The following is a 22,891-nucleotide window of genomic DNA, read 5'->3' as shown; positions in this document are numbered from 1 at the left end:
TCTGATTTTACTGCTTATGTCCCATTCATCTGTTTCGTCTAATATAGTATAACAAAAAATCGAACTACAACGTACCCGTATCTGACAACGCTCTACAAAGTATAATTCGTCATTTCAATACAAATACCCAATTAGCATTCAAAATGTTCGCTTTTAACCTCGATAAACCCAAAAAATGTGAATATTCTCATAATGAAAGCCCTTATAATTCGGAATTTACACTTTACAATTGTATGTGATATCGATATAATTTTATTTATCGTTAATAAACGAATTATATTTTATTTTGCAATCATTAATGTTCGTTATCAGGAGGAGAAGCATGGAAGAGAAAGTACATACAGGCCTGACTTACGGTGTGGAAGATAAACCGGATTTAGGCACGACAATCGTTTTAGGATTTCAGAACGTCATCACCGCTTTTGGTGGTTTAGTGGCAGTACCGCTTATCATTGCGGGAATCGCAGGTTTCGGGGTTGAGGATACTGCTTATATGGTCAGCGCGGCGCTTTTGGCTTCGGGCATCGTTTCAATCATTCAATCAAAAGGTTTCGGTCCGAAATGGTTCCGCGTCGGAGCGGGTTTGCCGACAATCATGGGAACTGACTTTGCTTTTGTGGCGCCAGCTGCTGCTGTCATCGGAGCGGGCGGCATCACTGCCTATCTTGGCGGAACGATGCTGGGTGCTTTATTGGAAATTATTTTGAGTTATTTCGTAAAACCGCTATTGAAATTTTTCCCCCCAGTCGTTACCGGATCAGTTATCTCTTTGATGGGGATGACGCTGATGTCCGTTGCAATGGGCTGGGCAGGAGGCGGTTTCGGATCTGAGGACTTCGGTAATCCGATGAATATTGGTATCGCAGTGCTCGTGTTCCTGATTATCGCTCTGATCAATCATTACGGACCAAGCAAAATCGCGCCAGCTGCTGTCTTGATTGGTGCCGCAATCGGCTATGTCGTCTGCATTCCGTTGGGTATGGTCGACTTCGGCCAAGTCGTTGCCGCTGAATGGTTCGCCTTACCACAGTTCTTCAAATTCGGAGTACCTGATTTCAAGCTTGAATACGCGATTCCTTTTGTATCCGGCTATCTGGTAACAGTCATTGAAACAGTCGGTGTTATGCAGACGTTGGGTGTCGTTACGGAAACGAAACTGACGGATGAAAGAATCGCTGCCGGTGTCCGTGCGGATGGTTTCGGCTCGTTCATCGCACCTTTCATCGGGTCCGGTCCTGCCGCAACTTTCAGCCAAAATGCTGGATTGATTCCTTTGACCCGCAATGCTTCCCGTAAAGTAGCCATCATGGGCGGCATCATCATGATTGTAATGAGCCTGTTCCCTAAATTTGCTACGCTGATTTCGATCATGCCGCAACCTGTATTGGGTGGTGCCGGCATCTTGATGTTCGGTACTGTTGCCGCTGCCGGTGTACAGTCACTGTCACGTGTTGAATTCAACAACCGCAACATGATCATCGTAGCTTCTGCGTTGGGTGTCGGTCTGGGTGTTTCCTTTGTGCCGGATACAGTGGCACAATTGCCGGGCATCTTGAGTGGATTGTTCTCTTCTGGTATTTCTGCAGGTACAATCGTTGCGTTGGTATTGAACATCATTTTGAAAGAAAAAGTCTAAACATCCGCTGGTTGAGCAGCTTGAATGAAAAGAAACACGTAAGCATCCGCTTGGCTGCTTGCGTGTTTCTTTTTTTACTATTTATTTTTAAATACGGATAATGATAAGAAGGAATTGAAAAAAATGTAAATATATTTACAAAATCTGATATACTTACATTTGAAATATTCGAAAAATTATTTTGCGCGCTTTACTTCAATTCGATAACCATCAGGATCCGTCACAAAGAAATAGGTTGGTGTGCCGCCTGAAAGTCCTTTTAATTCACCTGTTTCGTAAGGAGAAGCTTTACAAACTTCATGCATTTTTTCTAAGTCACTGACAGTCACACCTAAATGACTGAAGCCATTTCCTACATTATATGGCTCGGCATCGTAATTGTAAGTGAGTTCAATTTGTACTGAAGAACCGGGAGAATTCAGATAAACTAAATCAAACTTATCTTCAGGGAATTTTCTGTGGCTGGCAACTTCAAAATCAAATAGATCAGTATAGAAGTTTAAAGTAGCATCAATATCTCTGACACGCAGGCAAATCTCAACGAGTTTTTGGTTCATAATATCATCCTCCAATAGTTTCTTATTATAATTCTAACATGAATAGATCATATAGGCATTTTATTCGCCCCCATGTTATCTTCTATATTGCTTTCTAAATATATCATTAGGCAAAAAGTACAGAGTTTAATCTGTTAATGCGAGCATTCATTGACAAAATTGTCCGATAACTCGGAAGAATAGGACAACTACGGTACGAAAATACAAAAAGCCTCCGAATCATCAATAATTCGGAGGCTTACTGGAGTTGCCGCGGCAGCAAACCAAATGCAGCACAAAGTAAATTCGCCTTTCGACTCATTTACGTCCGTTTATGCACGCATTCGCCTTGTACCCAGACATCTCGGATATTTTCCGGGTGGCTCAAAAAGAGAATTTTGTGCAACAGGTTTTCCATGGAAATCCCTTCCTCAAAAATCTGCAACTTGGCGTTAGGTGCGTTGACGTCGATCACTTGGACATCCCAGATGTAGTTTTCTTCCAAGCGTCCGATCGGCAGGCTCAGGCTCTGTCCTCCGCCGGCAGTCGCATAGTAAAATGCCTCGTTGGCGGAAATCCGCGAATGCGGCAGGCCGCGTTCCGCAGCTGGTAACGACGGATCAACGCCTTCCTCCAGCATTCTCGATGAGATGACAGCCTGACGGATGTTGTCGAAAAGGCTGGGGGAGAAGCCTCCGGAGATGTCCGTGCCCAAGCCGATGTCTATCCCTTTCCGAGTGAAACGGGAAGCGGGAAGGACACCGTTTGAGAAGCAGACATTCGAAATCGGACAATGGGCGATTGCTGTGCCAGTTTCGGCAAACAAATCGGCATCCGCATCCGAAAGGAAGACGGCATGAGCCATGACCGCTTTATCCTGCAGAAGGCCCATCTCATTGAGTGCAAATGTATCGCTCTTATGCATCCGCTCGAGGACATAGTTGTGCTCCCAATCGCTTTCGCTGCAATGCGATTGGATATGTGTATCATACTTTTTTGCTAACTCGCCAAGTCCCGCCAGCACTTCGTCCGTGCAGCTCGGGATGAATCGGGGAGTCACGACCGGGTAGACGCCTTGTTTGGTCGTCTTGTTCAATTCCTGGACTAGCTGGATGAAACTTTCCGTGTCCGCCAAAGCGGCTTCCGTGCTTTCATCCCGGTAATACGCTGGATTCTCTTCCTTATCGTCCATGACCACTTTCCCGACCAAACCGCGTTGACCCTTGTCGGCGCAGATCTGGGCTAACAGCAAGCTGGCTTCCTTGTGGACGGTCGCGAAATAGAGCGCAGTCGTCGTTCCATTCGCCAACAATGTAGCGACAAGATCCTGATAGACTTTGCGGGCGAAATTCAGATCGGAGAATTTCGATTCCAGCGGGAAGGTATAGGTATCCAGCCAATCATGTAAAGGGATGTCCATGGCTGTCCCTGCCTGTGCCCATTGCGGTGCATGGATGTGCAGATCGATGAAGCCCGGCAGAAAATACTGTCCCTCAGCAAGCTCGTGGAATTTTTCCGTTTCGCTGTAGGCAGCCAAAATCGTTCCGTAATCAGCATCCTGCGGCTTCAAGATGCGCCGGATCACGCCTTCCTCATCCAGACAAAACAGACAATCCTCCAATGCGTTCACTTCCTGCGGCGACCTGCTGGTGAAGGCCGTTCCCCGAAACACTTTAGCATATGTATGATCCATATAAATTCCCCCTTGTCCTGTTTCCTTGCCTCCATTATATCACTGCAGACGAAAGGGTGGCTCGCGCAAGCTTTGATATCTAAGCGACGATTATTCAGGTATACTTAAAGAAAGAGAACCATCAGGAAGGAATGAACTAAGTGCCTGTAAAGATCATGGAACCCGCAATAACAAAGGATTTGCCTGAAAAAAATTTCGCCGACTGTTTCGATCCGGATGAACCTTACATAGAGCATGCCCTCTTCAAAGATACTGCCATCGACCTTGGCGACAGACGGGGAGTGGAGTTCACCGAAGTCAGATTCCAGAACGTGACTTTCAGCGAAGCGACGGTGCCGCAATTGTACTTGCGGGATGTCATCTTCGAAAGCTGCGATTTTGCCAATGTGCAGTTGGATGAAGTTACAATGAAGCGGGTCCGCTTCATGAATTGCCGGCTCATCGGGACCTCGATGACCGAAGGGGTCTTCGAGGACGTGCTCTTCCGGGAATGCAATCTGCAGATGGCGGCTTTGGGATTCAGCAAGCAGAAGAATGTCCGTTACGAGAACTGCCGCCTGAATGAAGCCGATTTATATACATGCAAACTGAAGAAAGTCGATTTTTCGGAGTGCGAGCTGTCCGGAATCAATTTCACTGGAACCCCTTTGAAGGCGATTGACATCAGCACTTGCCGATTTGAACGCATCAGCGTCACGCTTGAGGATTTGAAAGGTGCGATCGTCAGCGAAGAACAGGCGTTGGCCTTCGTTGTGATGCTGGGGCTGGTCATCAAAAAGTAAAAAATGCGAAAGACGGAATAAGGAGGCAGATATGGAGAAAAAAGTGTTGGCAAGTGAACTTGCGTTGGCAATGGGCGTGATGTGCAACGCCATTGCCGTGTCGTTGATGATCAAAAGCGAATTAGGGGTGTCGACGATTTCATCCGTGCCTGTGGTGTTGAACGAAATGTTTGCGCACGTGACGATCGGCAGCTGGAACTTTCTCTTCCAAGTGGTCCTTGTGGTGGTGATGGCTCTGATTACGCGAAAGTTTTTGGGATATGTCTTTTCGATTGCATTGGCATTGTTGTTCGGCTACCTGCTGGATTTCTTTGAATTGCTTTTTTCGGGCATCGTCGCAAACATACCGCTGCGGATCGTGTTCTTTTTCACCGGATTTTTCATGTTGTCGCTCGGGATCAGTCTGATGCTGAATTGCCGCTTGCCGGCTCTTCCCTTCGACTTGTTTGTGCGCGAGATGTCCGAGCATTTCGGACTAACAGTCAAGCAGATGAAGACGGGATTCGACGTCGTCTGCGTCGGATTGAGTGTTGTATTTTCATTGCTGTTCCTGGAAGGAATCGCCGGAGTCGGGCTCGGGACCGTGTTCGCCATGCTCTTCACCGGTACGGTGACGCAGCATTTCGCGAACCGATTGAACAGCCGCTTCGTTTTTCAGAAAATGCTGACAATCAAAGAACGCGCGTAACGCAGTGGCTGCCTCCTAACGAGGCAGCCACTTTTGTCATCAGAAGTCAGAATGTCGGCCACAAAGATGAATAAAAACAAAGAATCCATCTTTTCGATGCGAAATACGGCCAAAAAGATGAATAACTATAAAGAATTCATCTATACGGTGCGAAATGTGGTCAAAAAGATGAATTAACGCAAAAAATTCATCTTTGTACCGCAGAATGCTGCTCCACAACTCACTAGTCACAAAGTTAATAACATTCATTTTCAAAAAAATACTGACATACCAACGCACTAAATGAAAAAAAGTTTTTTTATAGAAAGGGCTTGCAACTTTTTGTTGGAAGTGCTAACATGTTGTTCATAGGATTGTTACTGGTTGTGCAGGCAAAACCTAAATTGATACGAGATGATGTGCACATCATTTGGTGTTAGTTTAGGTTTTTTTTAATGGAAGGGGGAATGGGGATAATCGATGAAGATTGAAAAAGTCTACAATAACAACGTGGTGCTGGCGAAAGCCGGCGATTCATCGGAAGTCATTGTGATGGGAAAAGGGATCGGTTTCCAGAAAAGATCAGGGGACGTTTTCGACAAGTCTTTGATCGAGAAGACCTTCGTCATCCAGGAAAATGATTCAGCAGATCAATTAAAGGCCATTTATCAAGATTTACCGCAAGAAGAATCAGATGCCATTTTTAAGATCATCCAAGAGGCCGAGACGAGGCTGAATCATATCTTCCAAGTAAATGTCTACCTGACGCTTGCCGACCACATCCATTACGCCATCCAGCGGACCAAGGAAGGGATCGACTTGACCAATCCTTTGGCCTTCGAAGTGAAGAAGTTCTATCGACGGGAATACGAGCTCGGTAAAATTGGGCTTGAACTCATCGCGGAGCATACCGGTGTTGTGATGGCACCCGATGAAGCGACATCCATCGCTCTTCATTTCGTGAATGCGCAGAAGGAAGGCCAACTGATCGAAGAGACAATGAAAGTGACCCGGATCGTTCAGGACATCCTGAACATTGTCCGCTTGCATTTCGGAGTCGCCTTCGATGAAGAATCGATTTCCTATAACCGATTCTACACCCATCTGCAGTATTTTGCGCAGCGGGTCGTCATGGGAGAAGTTTTCCAGACGGCTCCAGACACATTCTTGGTGGAGCAGGTGAAGGCAAACTATCCGGCTGCCTATACGTGTGCCAACAAAATATCGACCTATGTCGGAGCTGCCCACCATTTCCAAGTTGGGACCGATGAACTTGTTTACCTCACGATCCATATCCATCGGGTCGTGCAGTAAAAGTGAATACCTAAAATGCTCTCAAGAGGATTGTTACTGGTAAAGCAGGCAAAACCTAAGTAGACAGCAGCGGAAGAAATTCCCATGCTCTCTATTTAGGTTTTTTTTATAAAAAATAATAGAAAAAGAGGGATACAACATGAAATATGAAGAATTAGCAAAAGACATTTTGGCTCATGTGGGCGGCAAAGAAAACGTCCGCAGCTTGGCTCATTGCATCACGCGTCTGCGTTTCAAATTGGTTGACGAAAGCAAAGCGGACACGGAATACCTGAAAAAACTCGAAGGCATCGTTACCGTCATCCAAAGCGGCGGCCAGTATCAAGTCGTCATCGGCAACCACGTACCTGACGTCTACGCAGCAGTCAGTGCTGTCGGCGGATTGAATGGAGGCGGCGAAGTGGAAGCGGAGGACGAAGGTCCAAAAGGCAGCCTGTTCAATCAGTTCATCGATATGATTTCTAAAATCTTTCAACCGATCCTGGGACCTTTAGCAGCTACAGGGATGCTGAAAGGTTTGGCGGCTTTGCTATTGGCTTTCGGTATTCCAGCAACAGATGGAGCGTACGTCCTGATTCAAGCAGCCGGTGACGGATTCTTCAACTTCCTGCCGATCTTCCTTGCTTTCACTGCCAGCAAACATTTCAAAATGAACAGCTTCACTGCGATGGCAGTCGCAACTGCAATGGTTTATCCGGGCATGGTCAATCCTGCAGGAATCGATCCATTGTACACTTTGTTCGCAGGTACCATTTTTGAATCACCAATTTTCATGACTTTCCTCGGCTTACCGGTCATCATGATGAGCTACGCTTCATCGGTTGTGCCGATTCTGTTGGCCGTCTTCCTTGGTTCAAAAGTTGAAAATGTCTTGAAGAAAGTCGTTCCGGATGTCGTGAAATTGTTCATGGTGCCTTTCTTAACCTTGTTGATCGTCGTTCCCTTGACAATCTTGTTTGTCGGACCGCTTTCCTCATGGGCTGCTACGTTGCTTGGTGCTGGCGTATCCTGGGTCTATAACTTGAGCCCAATCGTCGCCGGAGCATTGTTGGGTGGTGGCTGGCAAGTATTCGTTATGTTCGGCTTGCACTGGGGCTTGATTCCGATCGCAATCAACAACTTTGCGACGCAAGGCTATGATCAGCTTTTATCTACAGTCTTAGGCGTTTCCTTTGCCCAGACAGGCGCCATCATCGCAATTTACATGAAGACTAAAGAAGCAGAAGTAAAACAGTTAAGCATCCCAGCTATGATTTCCGGCTTGTTCGGCGTAACGGAACCAGCCATCTACGGAATCACATTACCGATGAAACGTCCGTTCCAATTGAGCTGTATTGCTGGTGCCATAACCGGTATCTTGGCAGGTGTTTTCAAATTGACAAGCTACCGTATGGGCGGTTTGGGCGTATTCTCATTCCCTAGCTACTTGGATGCAAACGGAACAATGAGCTTCAATTTTTGGGCTTCCCTCATCGTATGTGCGGTAGGACTTGTTGCAGGCTTCCTGCTTGTATTCTTCTCTAAAATTCCAGTTCTTTACGGAGAAACTGAAACAGCATCAACTTCAACAAATACAGCATCAACACTTAACACAAACTCTGTAGTCGTTGAAGCAATGAAAAAAGACTTGAGCGCAGCTGCTGAAAAAGACTTGGTCGCTAGCCCAATGATCGGTGAAATGGTTCTCTTGTCAGATGTTCCGGATGAAGCTTTTGCGACTGGTGCACTTGGTAAAGGAATCGCGATCCGCCCGACTGTCGGCGAAGTTTACGCTCCTGCAAACGCAACTGTGACACTCTTGTTCCCGACGCAACATGCAATCGGTTTGACGACTGAAAACGGAACAGAAATTTTGATCCATGTTGGAATGGATACGGTCCAATTGGATGGTAAAGGCTTTATGAGTCACGTGCAACAAGGCGATAAAGTCGTAGCTGGTCAATTGCTGTTGGAATTCGACATCGACTTTATCCAAAAAGCAGGCTATGAAATCATCACACCGATCATCGTCACAAACAGCAATGACTACTTGGATGTCATCACGACGAAAGAAGCTACTTTGACTGACGGCGACTATCTGCTGACGGTCATCGCATAAACGAAAGGTATTCGGGAAATCAATCTAAACCGCGAGCAATATTCTCGGATAAAAACCAGATATCCGGGGAAAAAACCTAGACCGCAAGCCAGGTTCTCGAGTAAAAACCAGATATTCGGGAATTTGGTTTGTGGTCTCAGGCGCCCGAACCCATTTGGGATGAATTTTCATAATTCATGGCTGTCGCGCAATAGCGCACAGACCTGTGCATAAAATAGAACCAGAAAAAGAATAGGAGCGGTCACATGCAAACAGTATTTCCAAAAGAATTTTTATGGGGTGGCGCAACAGCCGCTAACCAATACGAAGGTGCTTATAATGTTGACGGAAAGGGGCTTTCCGTTCAGGACGTAACCCCTCAAGGAGGATTCGGGCCGATCACTGATGGTCCTACACCTGACAATATGAAATTGGAAGGGATCGACTTCTACCACCGTTATAAAGAAGATATCGCCTTATTTGCGGAAATGGGCTTCAAAACCTACCGTACATCCATCGCATGGACACGCATCTTCCCGAATGGCGACGAAACGGAGCCGAATGAAGCTGGCTTGCAGTTTTACGATGATCTGTTCGACGAATTGGCAAAATACGGCATCGAGCCTCTGATCACTTTGTCCCACTATGAAACACCGCTGCACCTTGCCCGCGAATATGACGGTTGGGTTAACCGCAAAATGATCGGCTTCTACGAAAACTATGTGCGCACTGTCTTCACGCGCTACAAAGACAAAGTCAAATACTGGTTAACGTTCAACGAAATCAATTCGATCATCCACGCACCATTCATGAGCGGCGGGATCGCGACGGCTCCGGAAAAATTATCAAAATCAGATTTGTACCAAGCTTGCCATCATGAATTGGTAGCCAGCGCTTTGGCGACAAAAATCGGCCATGAAATCAATCCGGACTTCAAAATCGGCTGCATGGTCATCGCAATGCCGACTTATCCGTTGACTTCCCATCCTGACGATATCATCGCGGTGATGGAAGCGGATCGTCAAAACTTCTTCTTCTCGGATGTCCATGTCCGCGGTGCATACCCTGGCTACATGAAACGCTATTTCCGTGAAAACGGCATCGAGTTGAATATCACGCCGGAAGACGAAGAAATCTTGAAAAATACTGTCGACTTCGTTTCCTTCAGCTATTACATGAGTTCCACGGAAACGGCTGATCCTACCAAGAGAGCAGCAGGCGAAGGCAATATTTTGGGCGGTATTCATAATCCATACTTGGAGGCTTCCGAGTGGGGTTGGCAAATCGATCCAAAAGGCTTGCGTGTTATCCTGAACACCTTCTGGGATCGTTACCAAAAACCATTGTTTATCGTCGAAAATGGTTTGGGTGCAGTTGACCAGTTGGTTGAAGGCAAAGACGGCCAAATGACTGTCAACGATGACTACCGCATCAACTACCTGAACGATCACTTGGTGCAAGTTGCGGAAGCAATCGCAGACGGTGTCGATCTGATGGGCTACACAACTTGGGGCTGCATCGATTTGGTCAGCGCTTCAACTGCAGAATTGAAAAAACGATATGGCTTCATCTATGTCGACCGCCACGACGACGGGTCCGGCACACTGAATCGTTACAAGAAAAAATCATTCAACTGGTACAAAGAAGTCATCGCTACAAACGGCGCATCTTTGGTAAAGAAATAGGAGGAATTGTCATGTCAGCAGGTAAAGGATTTCCGGAAGGTTTCTTCTGGGGCGGCGCCACAGCCGCCAATCAATTTGAAGGAGGTTGGGATGCTGATGGTAAAGGTCCGTCGGTCATCGACCAACTGACCTGCTCGCGCGATTTTGCCGAACGTTTCGCTGGTGTCGGCGACTACTACCCGTCGCACACCGGCATCGATTTCTATCACTGCTACAAGGAAGATATTGCTTTGTTCGCCGAAATGGGCTTCCGGATGTTCCGGATGTCGATTGCTTGGACGCGGATTTTCCCGAATGGCGATGAACTGGAACCGAACGAAGCCGGTTTGGCGTTTTATGATGACATCTTCGATGAATTGGCGAAATATGGCATCGAACCATTGGTGACGATTTCGCATTTCGAAATGCCGCAATACTTGGTCGACCACTACGGCGGCTGGAAAAACCGCAAACTGATCGGCTTCTTCGAAAGATATGCGACAACTTTATTTGAACGTTATCAAGGGAAAGTCAATTATTGGTTGACCTTTAATGAAATCAACATGGCGACATTCCTGCCGCAGATTTCGATCGGTTCGAAAGCTGAAGCGGGCGAAAGCCAGGAAAAAATCATGTATCAAGCCTTGCATCACCAGTTTGTCGCCAGCGCTTTGGCGACGAAAGCAGCAAGAGCGATTGATCCCGAGAACCGCATCGGCTGCATGATTGCCTATGCGCCTGTCTATCCGTTGTCGGCAAAACCGGAAGACGTTTGGTCTGCGCAACGAAAAGAAGAAGAAAAGCTGTTCTTCTCAGATGTCCATGCTCGTGGGTATTATCCGCCGAGCAAACTGGCTTACTTCGCCACGAAGGGCATCAACGTTACCTTCGAACAAGGCGACGAGGAAATCTTGGCTGCACATACGGTCGACTTCATTTCCTTCAGCTACTATGCTTCCAGCGCAGCCAGCTTTGCGCAATCCGGCGTGCCGGGTGAAGGCAATGCTTTGATGGGCGAGAAGAACCCATACTTGGCGGAATCGGAATGGGGCTGGCAAGTTGATCCATTGGGATTGCGCGTCGCTTTGAATACGTTCCATTCCCGTTACCAACTGCCGCTGATGGTTGTCGAAAACGGTTTGGGTGCTATCGATGAAATCGTTGACGGCAAAATCCATGATGATTACCGCATCTCCTACCTCCGCGATCATGTCAAAGCGATGCGTGATGCGATTGTGCTTGACGGCGTCGATCTTGTCGCTTACACCTCGTGGGGCTGCATCGACCTGGTTTCGGCCGGTACGGGCGAGATGGCGAAACGCTATGGCTACATCTACGTGGACCGCAATAACGACGGTTCAGGCAGCTTGGACCGCATGAAGAAGGACTCCTTCTACTGGTACCAAAAAGCCATCGCCAGCAATGGTGAAGATTTGGACTAAACAATACAAAATCCCCTGTTCACAACACGCTGATGTTGTGAACAGGGGATTTTTTTGTCTGTTTATGAGCAGTTGGGATGCGGACCAGCTATCGGATACCGGAAAGATATTGGACAAGTTGATGCCTACAAGGACCGTAGTTGTCCGATAACGATAAGATATCAGACAGTCCGGTCACCACAAGAGGTGTATGCATCCGATAACAGTACTTTAGCTGATTTTCTTCAAAAAGTACTCGAACACCGACAGGTCATCCGTCAATTCCGGATGGAAAGCTGTAACCAGGATCTGGTCGTTTTCGGCTGCCACGATTTTTCCGTCGATGCTCGCCAAGACCCGCACGCCGTTGCCGACGGATCGGATGTAAGGGGCGCGGATGAAGACGGCTTCCACCGGCTCGGCCATGCCCTCAAAAGGCAGTAGTATTTCAAAACTGTCTACCTGGCGTCCGAAACCGTTCCGTTCGACTGCGATGTCGATGAAGCCGAGCCGCAATTCATCGGGTGCATGACTGCTGTCGGTGCTGCAAAGGATTAGCCCCGCGCAAGTTCCAAAAATCGCTTTACCGGATGCATAAAACTGCCGCAAAGGTTCCTCAAGATGCTGTTCGCGGATCAAGCGGCCAATCGCGGTCGATTCTCCGCCCGGGATGATCAGTCCGTCAAGATCATCCAAGTCGACAGGCACTTTAACGACAGTCGCGGTGACGCCCAATTTAGTCAGTGCTTGCAGGTGCTCTGTGACGGCCCCCTGCAAGGCCAATACGCCGATTTTTTTCGTCATGCTTACCAGCCTCTTTCCTGCATGCGTTCGGAGGCGTTGAGCGTGCTGATGTCGATCCCTTTCATCGGTTCGCCCAAGCCTTTCGACAGTTCAGCCAACAAGGCATAATCTTCGTAGTTGGTTGTCGCGCGGACAATAGCGCGGGCGAATTTTTCGGGATTTTCGGCTTTGAAAATGCCCGATCCGACGAAGACGCCATCCGCACCCAAGCTCATCATGAGGGCTGCGTCAGCAGGTGTTGCGACGCCACCGGCAGCAAAGTTCACGACCGGAAGTTTTCCGAGCAGTTTGATTTCCTTGACCAATTCGTAAGGAGCTCCGATTTCCTTGGCGAATGTCATCAGTTCATCGTCCGATTTCGTGATCAACTGGCGGATTTGCCCGTTGACTTTGCGCATATGGCGGACGGCTTCCACGATATTGCCGGTCCCCGGCTCGCCTTTTGTACGTAACATCGAAGCCCCTTCGCCGATGCGGCGCAAGGCTTCACCCAAGTCGCGGCAGCCGCAGACGAAAGGAACGGTGTAGTCCGATTTCAAAAGGTGGAATTCCTCATCGGCAGGGGTCAGCACTTCGCTCTCGTCGATGTAGTCTACGCCCATCGCTTCCAGGATGCGCGCTTCGGTGATGTGGCCGATGCGGGCTTTCGCCATGACGGGAATGCTGACCGCGTTCATCACTGCCTCGACGATGCTGGGATCTGCCATTCGGGCAACCCCGCCGGCTGCACGGATATCAGAAGGCACGCGTTCCAACGCCATTACCGCTACGGCACCAGCCGCTTCAGCGATACGGGCTTGCTCTGCGTTCACGACATCCATGATGACGCCACCTTTTTGCATTTGGGCCATCCCGCGTTTTACTTTTTCTGAACCGATAACTTTTGTTGTCATTAATAATCCTCCTTGGTTTAAATGATGAAATGATTAAAGAATGGTTAAATCATAATCCCTTTTTTCAGAAATACCTACATCCAATTGGACTGTTTCCGAACCAACCAATTTGTTGTATAATGAATAAAAACCAAGGAGAGTGAAGGAATGACGGAATGGAGACTGGACCAGGATAGGGGCATGCCGCTCTATCAACAGTTGATGCAGCTGATCGAAGAGAAGATAAAAGCCGGCGATTTGGTCCCCGGCCGAGCCTTGCCGGCGGAACGCAAGCTGGCGGAGGAACTGCAAGTCAACCGCTCAACCGTCATCCGGGCACTGGAAGAGCTGACGACGCAAGGCATCCTCATCCGCAAAAGGGGCAGCGGGACGTTCGTGAATCCGAATAAATGGGGGATGCAGACAAGGCCCACCATCAATTGGCGCTCTTCTTTGACGCCGGATAATCTTTCGGTGGACACCCCTTATCAAAGGAACGTAAAAAAGCTGTTGGCGCAACACCGATCGCGTGAAATCTTGGATTTGGGGAACGGGGATCTGCCGAAGGACCTCTTGCCGCAACTGAAAATCCCGGATATTTCACTGGGGGAAATGTTGCATGGGGAAGCGACCTTCATCCGGGAGAACCGCGGGATCAAAGCGACGAGGGAAAGTGTCCAAAAGCACCTGCAGACAGCGTACGGGATGACTGTCCCGCTAGAGGAAATTTTCATCACTTCGGGAACCCAGCAATCATTGTTTTTGATAACGCAAGGTCTGCTGAAGCCGGGCGATGCTATCGGCATCGAGGCTCCCTCTTATTTCTATTCTTTACGGCTTTTTCAGGCTGCCGGTTTGCGGATTATTCCGATTCCGATGGACGACGAGGGAATGACTGTCAAGGGTCTCCAAGAAGCTTCCTTGCAATATCCTCTGAAGATGATTTTTCTGAATCCGATTTTCCAGAATCCGACGGGTACGGTCATGAGTCCGGAGCGAAAACAGGCTATCCTTGATTATTGTTTGCTGAAGCGCATCCCGATTGTGGAGGATGATGCATACGGCAGCTTCGTTTTTGATGAAACGGTTGATAACCGTCCGTTGAAAAGCTTGGATAAACGGCAACAAGTGCTGTATCTGGGTTCCTTGTCCAAGTTTGCTGGTCAGCATATCCGGATCGGTTGGATGGTTGGACCAGCCGCCATTATCCGGGCACTGGCTGACATTCGGGATCAGATTGACTCCGGATTGAGTTTCTTGCCGCAGCTGCTGGCTGACCATTATTTAGCGAGCGAAATCGCAGATCATCTCCCAATCATCATTACGGCTTTGAAAGCGCGCGCCGACAAATTGCAGACGTGGCTCAGAAAAAAATATGGATCGGAAATAAGCTTCGAACCGGCAAAAGGCGGCTACCATCTTTATTGTCACTTCGCCAATAAAACCGATGCCGAGATGGATAAACTGCTTCAGGAATTGTTGGAAGAAAAAGTGGTGGTGAAAGAAGGCATCCAATTCGGTGATCAAAAAAATGCGATCCGTTTCAGTTTCGGACATTTTCTGGAGCGGGACATAAAGTCATGAGCTCGGCCTGTTTCATAGAATCTTACATTTCCACTCCCGTTTTCTGGGCAATATTCTTTAAATGAAATGAAAATGAAAAATAAATCGAGCTTCATGTCAGGAAACCTTCCGTAAAGATAACGGGAGGTTTTTTTGCTTGGAATCCTATATGTATCAAAGATATTGGCCGTTATTGCAACCTTATTCCCAAAGCCGTGTGAATGAAGCTGACATCACATAACAGAAAATGTCCTATCTGGTGTCAACAAATGTTTTTTGTTTGGTTGGTAAATCTATATAATCAAACCATCGAAGTTATAAAAGATATGACAAGTTTGCATGAAAAGGGGAGCGAGCGTTATGACAGGAATAACATCATTAACAGAAACAGAATTGAGATATCAATTGCCGGAGATCATCACTGCGGCATTGCCGGGGGAAAAGGCAGCAGCCATACTGGCACGGAGATCTGAAGCGATCCCTCCTTCTTTGATCTGCGTCTACCCGGTTGCAATCGCGAAGGCAGAGGGCGCCATCATTGAGGACGTTGACGGCAACCGCTTTTTGGATTGGGTCGGAGGCGTAGGCGTTCTGAATATCGGCCATCGCCACCCGAAAGTTGTGGAAGCGGTCAAGCAGCAGGAAAATGATTATTTTCATGCGATGATCAATATCCTTACGAGCGAAAAGTACATCGCCTTAGCTGAAAAAATGAACGACATCGTACCGGTTAAGGGTCTCAAGAAGCGGACGTTCTTTGCGAACAGTGGTGCGGAAGCAATCGAGAACGGTGTCAAGGTGGCGAGAGCCTACACGAAACGTCCGAATGTCATCGTATTCTCTGGTGCATTCCATGGACGTACGTTGCTGACAACACATATGACTGCGAAAAAGGCCAACTCGATTGGCTTGGGGCCTTTTCCGGACGGCATATTCCGAGTGGATTATCCGAACCTTTACCGCAAACCGGCCTACTACACGGATGAAGAGGCAGTCACCTACTATATCGACCGCATCAAACGCGCTTTTGATGAGTTGACGCCGGCCAGTCAAGTTGCTGCCATCGTGTTTGAGCCAGTGCAGGGCGAGGGTGGCTTCATTCCGGCTCCAATTGAGTGGGTCAAAGCTGTCCGCCAAATCTGTGATGAAAATGGCATCATGATGATGACCGATGAAGTGCAGACCGGATTCGGGCGCACAGGAAAACTTTTCGTCTCTTCCTACTACGAAGAAGCCGGCTGTGCACCGGATATTCTGTGTACGGCAAAATCAATCGCAGGCGGCTTCCCCCTCAGCGCCATCGTTGCCCGTGACGAAATCGTTAAAGGCATTGGCGGCGGATTGATCGGAGGCACCTTCGGAGGCAATTCGGTCTCCTGCGCTGCGGCGCTTGCGACAATCCAAGTCATCGAAGACGAGAACCTCTGCGAACGTTCATTGGAACTTGGTGCAGCATACACTGTCCGCGTTGAGGAATGGCAACAGCAATACAAAGAAATCGGCGATGTGCGCGGATTGGGAGGTATGATCGGCGTCGAATTCATCAAAGATCGATTGACGAAGGAACCTGCTCCGGAATTGGTGAACGCGCTCATCCAGCATTGTGTACAGAACGGCCTGATCATTGAAAATGCTGGCACCTACGGAAATGTGGTCCGTTTTCTGGCTCCGTTGGTCATGACGGATGAACAGTTGGAAGCCGGTCTTGCCATCTTTGAAAACGCAATCGATGCTTTGTGCACAAAGTTAGCATAATTATCTGAAACCAATGGGGGAATATTATGTCACCGTCAGCTGAAATCATGGATTTTGAGTTTTATAATCCTGTCCGGATAGCGTTCGGGCGGGATCAGGTTAAAAAAATCGACAAGTTTGTGCCTAAAGATGCAAAAGTGCTGATCACCTACGGAGGCGGCAGCGCCAAACGCTCAGGCACCTTCGACCGTGTCGTAGAGGCGCTGGGCGACAGGGAATGGGGGGAGTTCGGCGGCATCCCGGCGAACCCGGTCTTTGAATACCTCATGGATGCCGTGGAGAAAATCAAAACGGAAGACTACACCTTCCTGATTGCGGTGGGCGGCGGCTCGGTCATCGACGGCACGAAATTCATCGCGGCAGCCAGCCTGTTTGAAGGCGATCCAATCGACATCTTCGCAAGCGGTGTCGGCAAAGGCTTGCCGGTTGAAAAGGCCATGCCATTCGGGACGGTATTGACGATTCCGGCCACATCTTCGGAAATGAACCCGATCACAGTCGTCAGCTTCGAGGAACTGCAGGCGAAGGTGAGCATCAAAAATGAGAATCTTTTCCCGGCTTTTTCGATTCTGGAACCCGAATTGACTTACACGTTGCCGAAAAGGCAATTGGCGAACGGACTATCCGATTCCTTTGTCCATGTCATGGAGAACTATTTGACCTATCCGGTCGGCGCAAAACTGCAGGATCGCTGGTCCGAAGGCATCCTGCATACTTTCATCGAAATTGGGCAGGAAGTCCTGGCGGATGAAGAAATAGACTACAACACGCGGGCGAACTTCATGTGGACAGTGACCAACGGCTTCAACGGATTCACGGCTTCCGGGGTCCCGGGCGACTGGTCCAGCCATGCCTTGGGCTACGAAATCACTGCTTTGAACGGGACCGATCATGCCCGTACGCTTTCGGTCATTCTGCCTGCTACCATGAAAGTACGCAAAAAGGAAAAATGGGATAAGCTATTGCAGTATGCTGAGCGCGTTTGGGGCGCGACGGAAGGTGACGATGAGGCGCGAATTGATTTTGGCATCCAAAAAACTGAAGAATTCTTCCGTGCGTTGGAAATGCCGACCCGATTCAGTGAAATCGGCATCGAAGAGACGGACATCGACTATATGGTTGAACAATTGGAAGTCCATAAGCGGGATCGCCTTTCGGAACGCGCTGACCAGACACTGGATATCAGCAGAAAAATCTACGAAATGGCACTATGATAGAGCGAGTAAATTAAAACAAAGACTATACTGATGCATACGAAACTAAATATACTCGTATATTAAATAAAATTTTTTTAAGAATTGGTATTATATATAACTGTTTGCTAATAATACCATCAAAGAAAGTATGTATTTATGTGAATTGTATTCCTGTGAAAATCTCCAAACAGGAGGTATTTCATAGGGATATATTTTTGTGTGTAATAAAAGAAAATAAGGCAGAAATTTAAGCTACTGTTATCAGAAATACCGTACTTTGCATGGCTAATTCGCAAGTGGTGGAATCATAAAATAGAATTTGGAAACATTCACGTCAAATAAAATGAATATTCCAAGATAAAAATTTAATCAATTAAGGTATAAAAGATGTCTCTTTTGTGGGACCAACAGAGGTGGTTTATTTATACGTTTGGAAATCATTTTTTGGAAGCTGCTTTAGAAGAGTATTACTTTGGACTATCAAACTACACTCATTAGTAATTAAATATGGTGTAAAAATAGATCTCATTTAGCCGGTACTGAGCACAGGAGAGTAAAGGAATTAATTGGTTGAACAAGGGATAAGGTGAAACAATCGACTGATGACTAATTTAAAGCATATAATATATAAATAAAAAAACGTTTACAAAACCAAAAACACGTGATATATTATTTTTCGTAAACGTTTACGAAATAGGGGATGCTTTGTGAGTACAATACTAGATGTTGCAGAAAAAGCAAAAGTTTCTATCGCAACAGTTTCCAGAGCTTTAAATAATCAGCCTGGATGTTCAGAAGAAACAAGAAAAAAAGTTAAAAAAATAGCCCAAGAATTGGGTTATGAACCAAATGAAGTTGCTAGAAGCTTAATCAATAAAAAAACAAATACAATAGGAGTTATTATACCCGAGATTTCGAGTCTATTAAGTTCAGAATTTATTAATGGAATTGATGCTATAGCGAAGCAAGAAAATTCAAACTTAATTGTTACCTATACGAAATCAAATATTGCAAGCACAGAAGAGAATCTGCGAATGTTGCATGAGAAGAGAGTGGATGGCATAATATTCGTAAGTGAAATCCTACGAAAGGAATACTATGATTATATAAAAAGAAATAATATTCCCTGTGTATTGCTATCTACGAAATCAGCTGAATATGCGAGTGTACCATACGTGAAAGTTGATGATTATGATGCATCTTATGCAGCCACGAATTATTTGATCAAGATGGGGCATAAAAAAATTGGCTTAATAAGCGGAAGCTCTGCAGATCCAATTGCGGGGAATCCACGAATTGATGGCTACAAAAAGGCAATATTAGAAAATCTAAATATGGTTGTTGAGGAAAGACAGATAGTATCGGGAAACGGGTTTGGATTCGATGACGGAAGAGATAATTTTATTCAATTAATTAAGCAATATCCTGATTTGACAGCCATATTTTGTGTAAGTGATGAAATGGCCATTGGAGCAATCTCTGCTGCATATAAATTAGGCATAAGCATACCGAGTGATGTCTCTATTATGGGTTATGATAATTTGAAAATATCTGAGATGTCAGTACCACCGCTGACAACCACTGCTCAGCCATTAGTGAAAATGGCAGAGAAAGCAACTGAAATATTGTTCAAAATTATCAATAAGAAGGATGTCGATGTGCATTCGATTATAATGCCTTATCAAATTATTGAAAGAGATAGTGTGAAAAGAATAAAATAAAAAAATTTTCCCGTTCCACGTAAACGTTTACGTGGAACAATATGGGAAATTTGTTTTTCCGCAATACGTAAACGTTTACGTATAATGATATGTAAGCGAGAAATTTTTTTTACCAACAACGTAAACGTTTACGTTGTTGCGACTTGATATCTATATTAAAGGGGAAAATATGATGAAAACTAAAAAATTATTACTTACCACTATTTCCATCTCGTCTCTTTTACTTTTAGCAGCTTGTGGGAACGGATCAAGCAGCGACACTGCTGAAGGAAAAGAAGACGATGGCGTCACATTAGAATTATTCAGTAATAAAGGCGAAAATATAGATACATTGGAATCTGTGATTGCAAAATTTGAAGTAGAAAATCCTGGTGTAAATATCGAATTGCAATCACCACCTGAAGCCGAGACTGTATTAAAAACGAGATTAACTAAAAATGACGTGCCAGATATTATGGCTATTGGCGGAAATGCTACATTTGGAGAACTTGCAAGGGCCGGTGTGCTAGTGGATATATCTGAAACCAACTTATTGCAAAAAGTTCAGCCAGCGTACCTTGACATGTCTAAGAAATTAGTTGGAACAGAGGTCGAGGGTAATTTTGGTGTTCCGTATGCTACAAATGCCAATGGTGTATTAATCAACCAAGATATATTGGATGAATTGGGACTGGGCGTTCCTAAAACGTATGCAGAATTTATTGCTGCACTGGAAATTGCAAAAGAACAAGGAGAAGTTCCGATACTCTTTACGCTCAAAGATGCATGGACCGCAATGCCTATATGGAATGGTCTTGGTGGTAACCTAGCCCCAGAAAATTTTGCTGAACTTAAAACTGCTGACGATACCAGTTTTGTTGAAGGTTATGATGAAGTGGCAACTAAAATAGCAGAGTTAGTCAAGTATGGCGAAGGCGACATATTTGGATTGGGTTATGATGACGGCAATAAACAATTTGCAAATGGAGAAGGACTTTTCTATATACAAGGCAACTGGGCAATCCCTGAAATATTAAAAAATAACCCTGATGCGAACATAAACTTCATGGCTTTACCATCGTCAGATGATCAAGCGGAAAATAAACTTGTTTCAGGCATTGATGTCATGTTAGCGATCAGTGAACAATCCGAATACAAAGAAGAGGCCAAGAAATTCGTTGAATTTATGATCAGTGAAGAAATTTCGAACCAATACATTGATGAACAGAAAGCTTTTTCTGCCATCCAAGGTGTATTGCAAGAAGATCCAACCTTTGCAAATATAAAAGTATTTTTTGAAGAGGGTAACATAGATAGCTTCCCAGATCATTTTTATCCTGCTGGGATGGGTGCAGAAAATATTGTCCAAGGATACTTGATTGACGGAGACAAGGACGTATTTTTAAAAATGATGGACAGCGAGTGGGATAAAGTAGTTAACCGATAAAATAATCTATCAAAAATAGGGTCGCTATATTTTTAGTGATCCTGTGTTTGATGGGAATAGAGGGGTAAAATGAAAAAATCATTCAATAAAGTCTACTTTCTTGTAACGATTCCTGCAGTCATCATATTTTTTATTCTTCATACCTATCCACTTTTGCAAGGTGTATTTTATAGTTTTACGGACTGGAAGGGATACGGGGATTTTGAAATCGTGGGCTTAAAAAATTATTTTAACGTTTTTAAGGACTATAGGGTGGGCCATGCCTATCTGTTTACGATAGGATTTGCAATCGTTTCTACAGTCATAACAAATATAATCAGCTTGGCGCTTGCTATCGGCTTAAATTCTAAAATTGCCTTTAAAAAAGCGCTTAGAGGGATTTACTTCCTGCCCTATATATTAGGTACGTTAGTCATCGGGTATATTTTTAATTTCATTTTTTCGTATTATTTGCCGATTATCGGTAAAAATTTAGGTATTGCCTTATTAGCGAATAATATTCTCGGTAATCCGGATTCTGCATGGATTGGGATCGTTATCGTTGCCGTTTGGCAATCCACGGCATTCAACACCATCCTCTATCTGAGTGGTTTGGTCACGATCGATCCTGATTTATATGAAGCAGCAGATATTGATGGAGCTACGCCATGGACCAAATTTAAGGAAATTACTTTCCCGTTGATAGCGCCATTTTTCATGATCAACGTTGTTGTATCGATGAAAAATTATTTGATGGTTTTTGATCAAATTGTAGCGTTGACTGGCGGTGGACCTGGTACTTCTACAGAATCAATCTCACTCTTGATTTATAAAGGTGGTTTCTCTGCCGGAGAATTTGCATACCAATCTGCAAATGCGGTCATCTTCTTTATCATCGTTGTGGCCATATCCCTATTCCAAATTAAAGTATTAGAAAAGAGGAATGATTGATGCGTAACTCTAAAAAGAACTGGCTAACGACAGCTCTACTGACAATCGGTTCATTCTTTGTACTATTCCCTTTATACTTAACGATTACGATTGCCTTTAAAACACCCCTGGAACTTGCTCAAAATAGTATTTTGGCACTACCTGAAAGCTGGTCACTGCAGAATTTTACTACAGCCATAGAAATGACCGACTTTTTTCGGGCATTAGTGAATAGTTTACTTATTACGATTCCAACCGTAATATTAACAATCTTATTTCACTCAATGATCTCGTATGTGATTGCCCGTAACCTGCAAAAAAAAGTTTATAAATTTATTTATTTTTACATCATCAGTGCCATGTTTGTCCCATTCTCGATCATTATGTTGCCAATTGTAAAACAAACAGCCAGCTGGAATATGGATAACTTAGGGGGGTTGATTCTGCTGTACTTAGTATTGAATTTGGCTTTCAATTTGTTTATCTATACAGGGTATATTAAATCAATACCCATTGAGTTGGAGGAGGCAGCCATCATTGATGGCGCTACAACGTGGCAAGTATTTTGGAAAGTTATTTTTCCTCTGCTCAAGCCAATCAACGCCACCGTGGCCATTATAACAACATTGGGCGTTTGGAATGATTTCATGTTGCCGTTGGTCGTATTGAGCGGAAAAAATGAAGCTGCAACCTTACCCTTGACGCAATATATTTTCCAGTCAGAATTCAGCACGGATTATACGTTATCTTTTGCATCGTATTTGTTATCGATGCTGCCTATGCTGGTTTTGTATTTTATTGCACAAAAAAGAATTATATCAGGTGTCACGAGAGGCGCCATAAAATGATGGAGGT

18 protein-coding genes are annotated in these 22,891 nt (G+C 45.6%); 14 read left to right on the top strand and 4 right to left on the bottom strand.

The annotated features are described in order from the left end of the window. Positions 1-322 precede the first annotated feature (322 nt). Complete coding sequence (locus BLV66_RS05770; RefSeq protein ID WP_086987390.1) at positions 323-1,636, top strand: uracil-xanthine permease family protein; 1,314 nt, start codon at positions 323-325, stop codon at positions 1,634-1,636. Positions 1,637-1,812: 176 nt separating this feature from the next. Here the strand turns inward: BLV66_RS05770 and gloA are convergent, their stop codons facing one another. Then, on the bottom strand, positions 1,813-2,193 hold the full coding sequence (gene gloA / locus BLV66_RS05765) for a lactoylglutathione lyase (RefSeq protein WP_086987391.1): 381 nt from the start codon (positions 2,191-2,193) through the stop codon (positions 1,813-1,815). A gap of 301 nt (positions 2,194-2,494) precedes the next feature. Continuing rightward, positions 2,495-3,865: a guanine deaminase gene (gene guaD / locus BLV66_RS05760; RefSeq protein ID WP_086987392.1), complete on the bottom strand. Its 1,371-nt coding sequence runs from the start codon at positions 3,863-3,865 to the stop codon at positions 2,495-2,497. Positions 3,866-4,005: 140 nt separating this feature from the next. Between guaD and BLV66_RS05755 the strand changes: the two genes are divergently transcribed. The 6 genes from BLV66_RS05755 to BLV66_RS05730 all read left to right on the top strand — a co-directional run bounded on the left by BLV66_RS05755 (position 4,006) and on the right by BLV66_RS05730 (position 11,811). After that, positions 4,006-4,647, top strand: coding sequence for a pentapeptide repeat-containing protein (locus tag BLV66_RS05755; protein WP_086987393.1), 642 nt, complete (start codon positions 4,006-4,008; stop codon positions 4,645-4,647). A gap of 31 nt (positions 4,648-4,678) precedes the next feature. Further along, positions 4,679-5,335: a DUF6198 family protein gene (locus tag BLV66_RS05750; RefSeq protein WP_086987394.1), complete on the top strand. Its 657-nt coding sequence runs from the start codon at positions 4,679-4,681 to the stop codon at positions 5,333-5,335. 459 nt (positions 5,336-5,794) lie between these two features. Beyond that, positions 5,795-6,628 (top strand): BglG family transcription antiterminator LicT, encoded by an 834-nt coding sequence (licT, locus tag BLV66_RS05745; RefSeq protein WP_086987395.1) that lies wholly within the window; start codon positions 5,795-5,797, stop codon positions 6,626-6,628. A 139-nt stretch (positions 6,629-6,767) separates the two neighbouring features. Continuing rightward, complete coding sequence (locus tag BLV66_RS05740; RefSeq protein ID WP_086987396.1) at positions 6,768-8,726, top strand: beta-glucoside-specific PTS transporter subunit IIABC; 1,959 nt, start codon at positions 6,768-6,770, stop codon at positions 8,724-8,726. Between the two features lie 245 nt (positions 8,727-8,971). Further along, complete coding sequence (locus tag BLV66_RS05735; RefSeq protein ID WP_086987397.1) at positions 8,972-10,390, top strand: glycoside hydrolase family 1 protein; 1,419 nt, start codon at positions 8,972-8,974, stop codon at positions 10,388-10,390. 11 nt (positions 10,391-10,401) lie between these two features. Continuing rightward, positions 10,402-11,811, top strand: coding sequence for a 6-phospho-beta-glucosidase (locus BLV66_RS05730; protein ID WP_086987398.1), 1,410 nt, complete (start codon positions 10,402-10,404; stop codon positions 11,809-11,811). A 210-nt stretch (positions 11,812-12,021) separates the two neighbouring features. Here BLV66_RS05730 and pdxT read toward each other — a convergent pair whose 3' ends face one another. After that, positions 12,022-12,594 (bottom strand): pyridoxal 5'-phosphate synthase glutaminase subunit PdxT, encoded by a 573-nt coding sequence (pdxT, locus tag BLV66_RS05725; RefSeq protein WP_086987399.1) that lies wholly within the window; start codon positions 12,592-12,594, stop codon positions 12,022-12,024. A gap of 2 nt (positions 12,595-12,596) precedes the next feature. Further along, entirely contained in the window at positions 12,597-13,487 is an 891-nt protein-coding gene (gene pdxS, locus BLV66_RS05720; RefSeq protein WP_086987400.1) for a pyridoxal 5'-phosphate synthase lyase subunit PdxS, read from the bottom strand. Positions 13,488-13,634: 147 nt separating this feature from the next. On the opposite strand from pdxS, the gene BLV66_RS05715 reads away from it, so the two are divergent. The 7 genes from BLV66_RS05715 (at position 13,635) to BLV66_RS05685 (ending at position 22,884) form a co-directional block, all read left to right on the top strand. Beyond that, the gene (locus BLV66_RS05715; protein WP_086987401.1) at positions 13,635-15,050 is read left to right on the top strand and encodes an aminotransferase-like domain-containing protein; all 1,416 of its coding nucleotides are present in this window, start codon (positions 13,635-13,637) and stop codon (positions 15,048-15,050) included. Between the two features lie 339 nt (positions 15,051-15,389). Next, positions 15,390-16,784 (top strand): aspartate aminotransferase family protein, encoded by a 1,395-nt coding sequence (locus tag BLV66_RS05710; RefSeq protein WP_086987402.1) that lies wholly within the window; start codon positions 15,390-15,392, stop codon positions 16,782-16,784. Between the two features lie 26 nt (positions 16,785-16,810). Continuing rightward, positions 16,811-17,998 (top strand): iron-containing alcohol dehydrogenase, encoded by a 1,188-nt coding sequence (locus BLV66_RS05705; protein WP_086987403.1) that lies wholly within the window; start codon positions 16,811-16,813, stop codon positions 17,996-17,998. 689 nt (positions 17,999-18,687) lie between these two features. Continuing rightward, a complete protein-coding gene (locus BLV66_RS05700) occupies positions 18,688-19,701 on the top strand; it encodes a LacI family DNA-binding transcriptional regulator (RefSeq protein ID WP_086987404.1) in 1,014 nt (337 codons plus the stop codon). A gap of 172 nt (positions 19,702-19,873) precedes the next feature. Further along, positions 19,874-21,127 carry an ABC transporter substrate-binding protein gene (locus BLV66_RS05695; protein ID WP_218131803.1) on the top strand — a complete coding sequence of 418 codons (1,254 nt, stop codon included), beginning with the start codon at positions 19,874-19,876 and terminating at the stop codon, positions 21,125-21,127. 69 nt (positions 21,128-21,196) lie between these two features. After that, a complete protein-coding gene (locus BLV66_RS05690; RefSeq protein ID WP_086987406.1) occupies positions 21,197-22,057 on the top strand; it encodes a carbohydrate ABC transporter permease in 861 nt (286 codons plus the stop codon). Further along, entirely contained in the window at positions 22,057-22,884 is an 828-nt protein-coding gene (locus BLV66_RS05685; protein ID WP_086987407.1) for a carbohydrate ABC transporter permease, read from the top strand. Before BLV66_RS05690 ends, BLV66_RS05685 begins: the two co-directional genes overlap by 1 nt. The last annotated feature ends 7 nt before the right edge of the window (positions 22,885-22,891 follow it).

The organism is Trichococcus collinsii (assembly GCF_900107505.1).
Lineage (GTDB): Bacteria > Bacillota > Bacilli > Lactobacillales > Aerococcaceae > Trichococcus > Trichococcus collinsii.
This window is presented reverse-complemented; position numbering and strand designations above follow the sequence as displayed.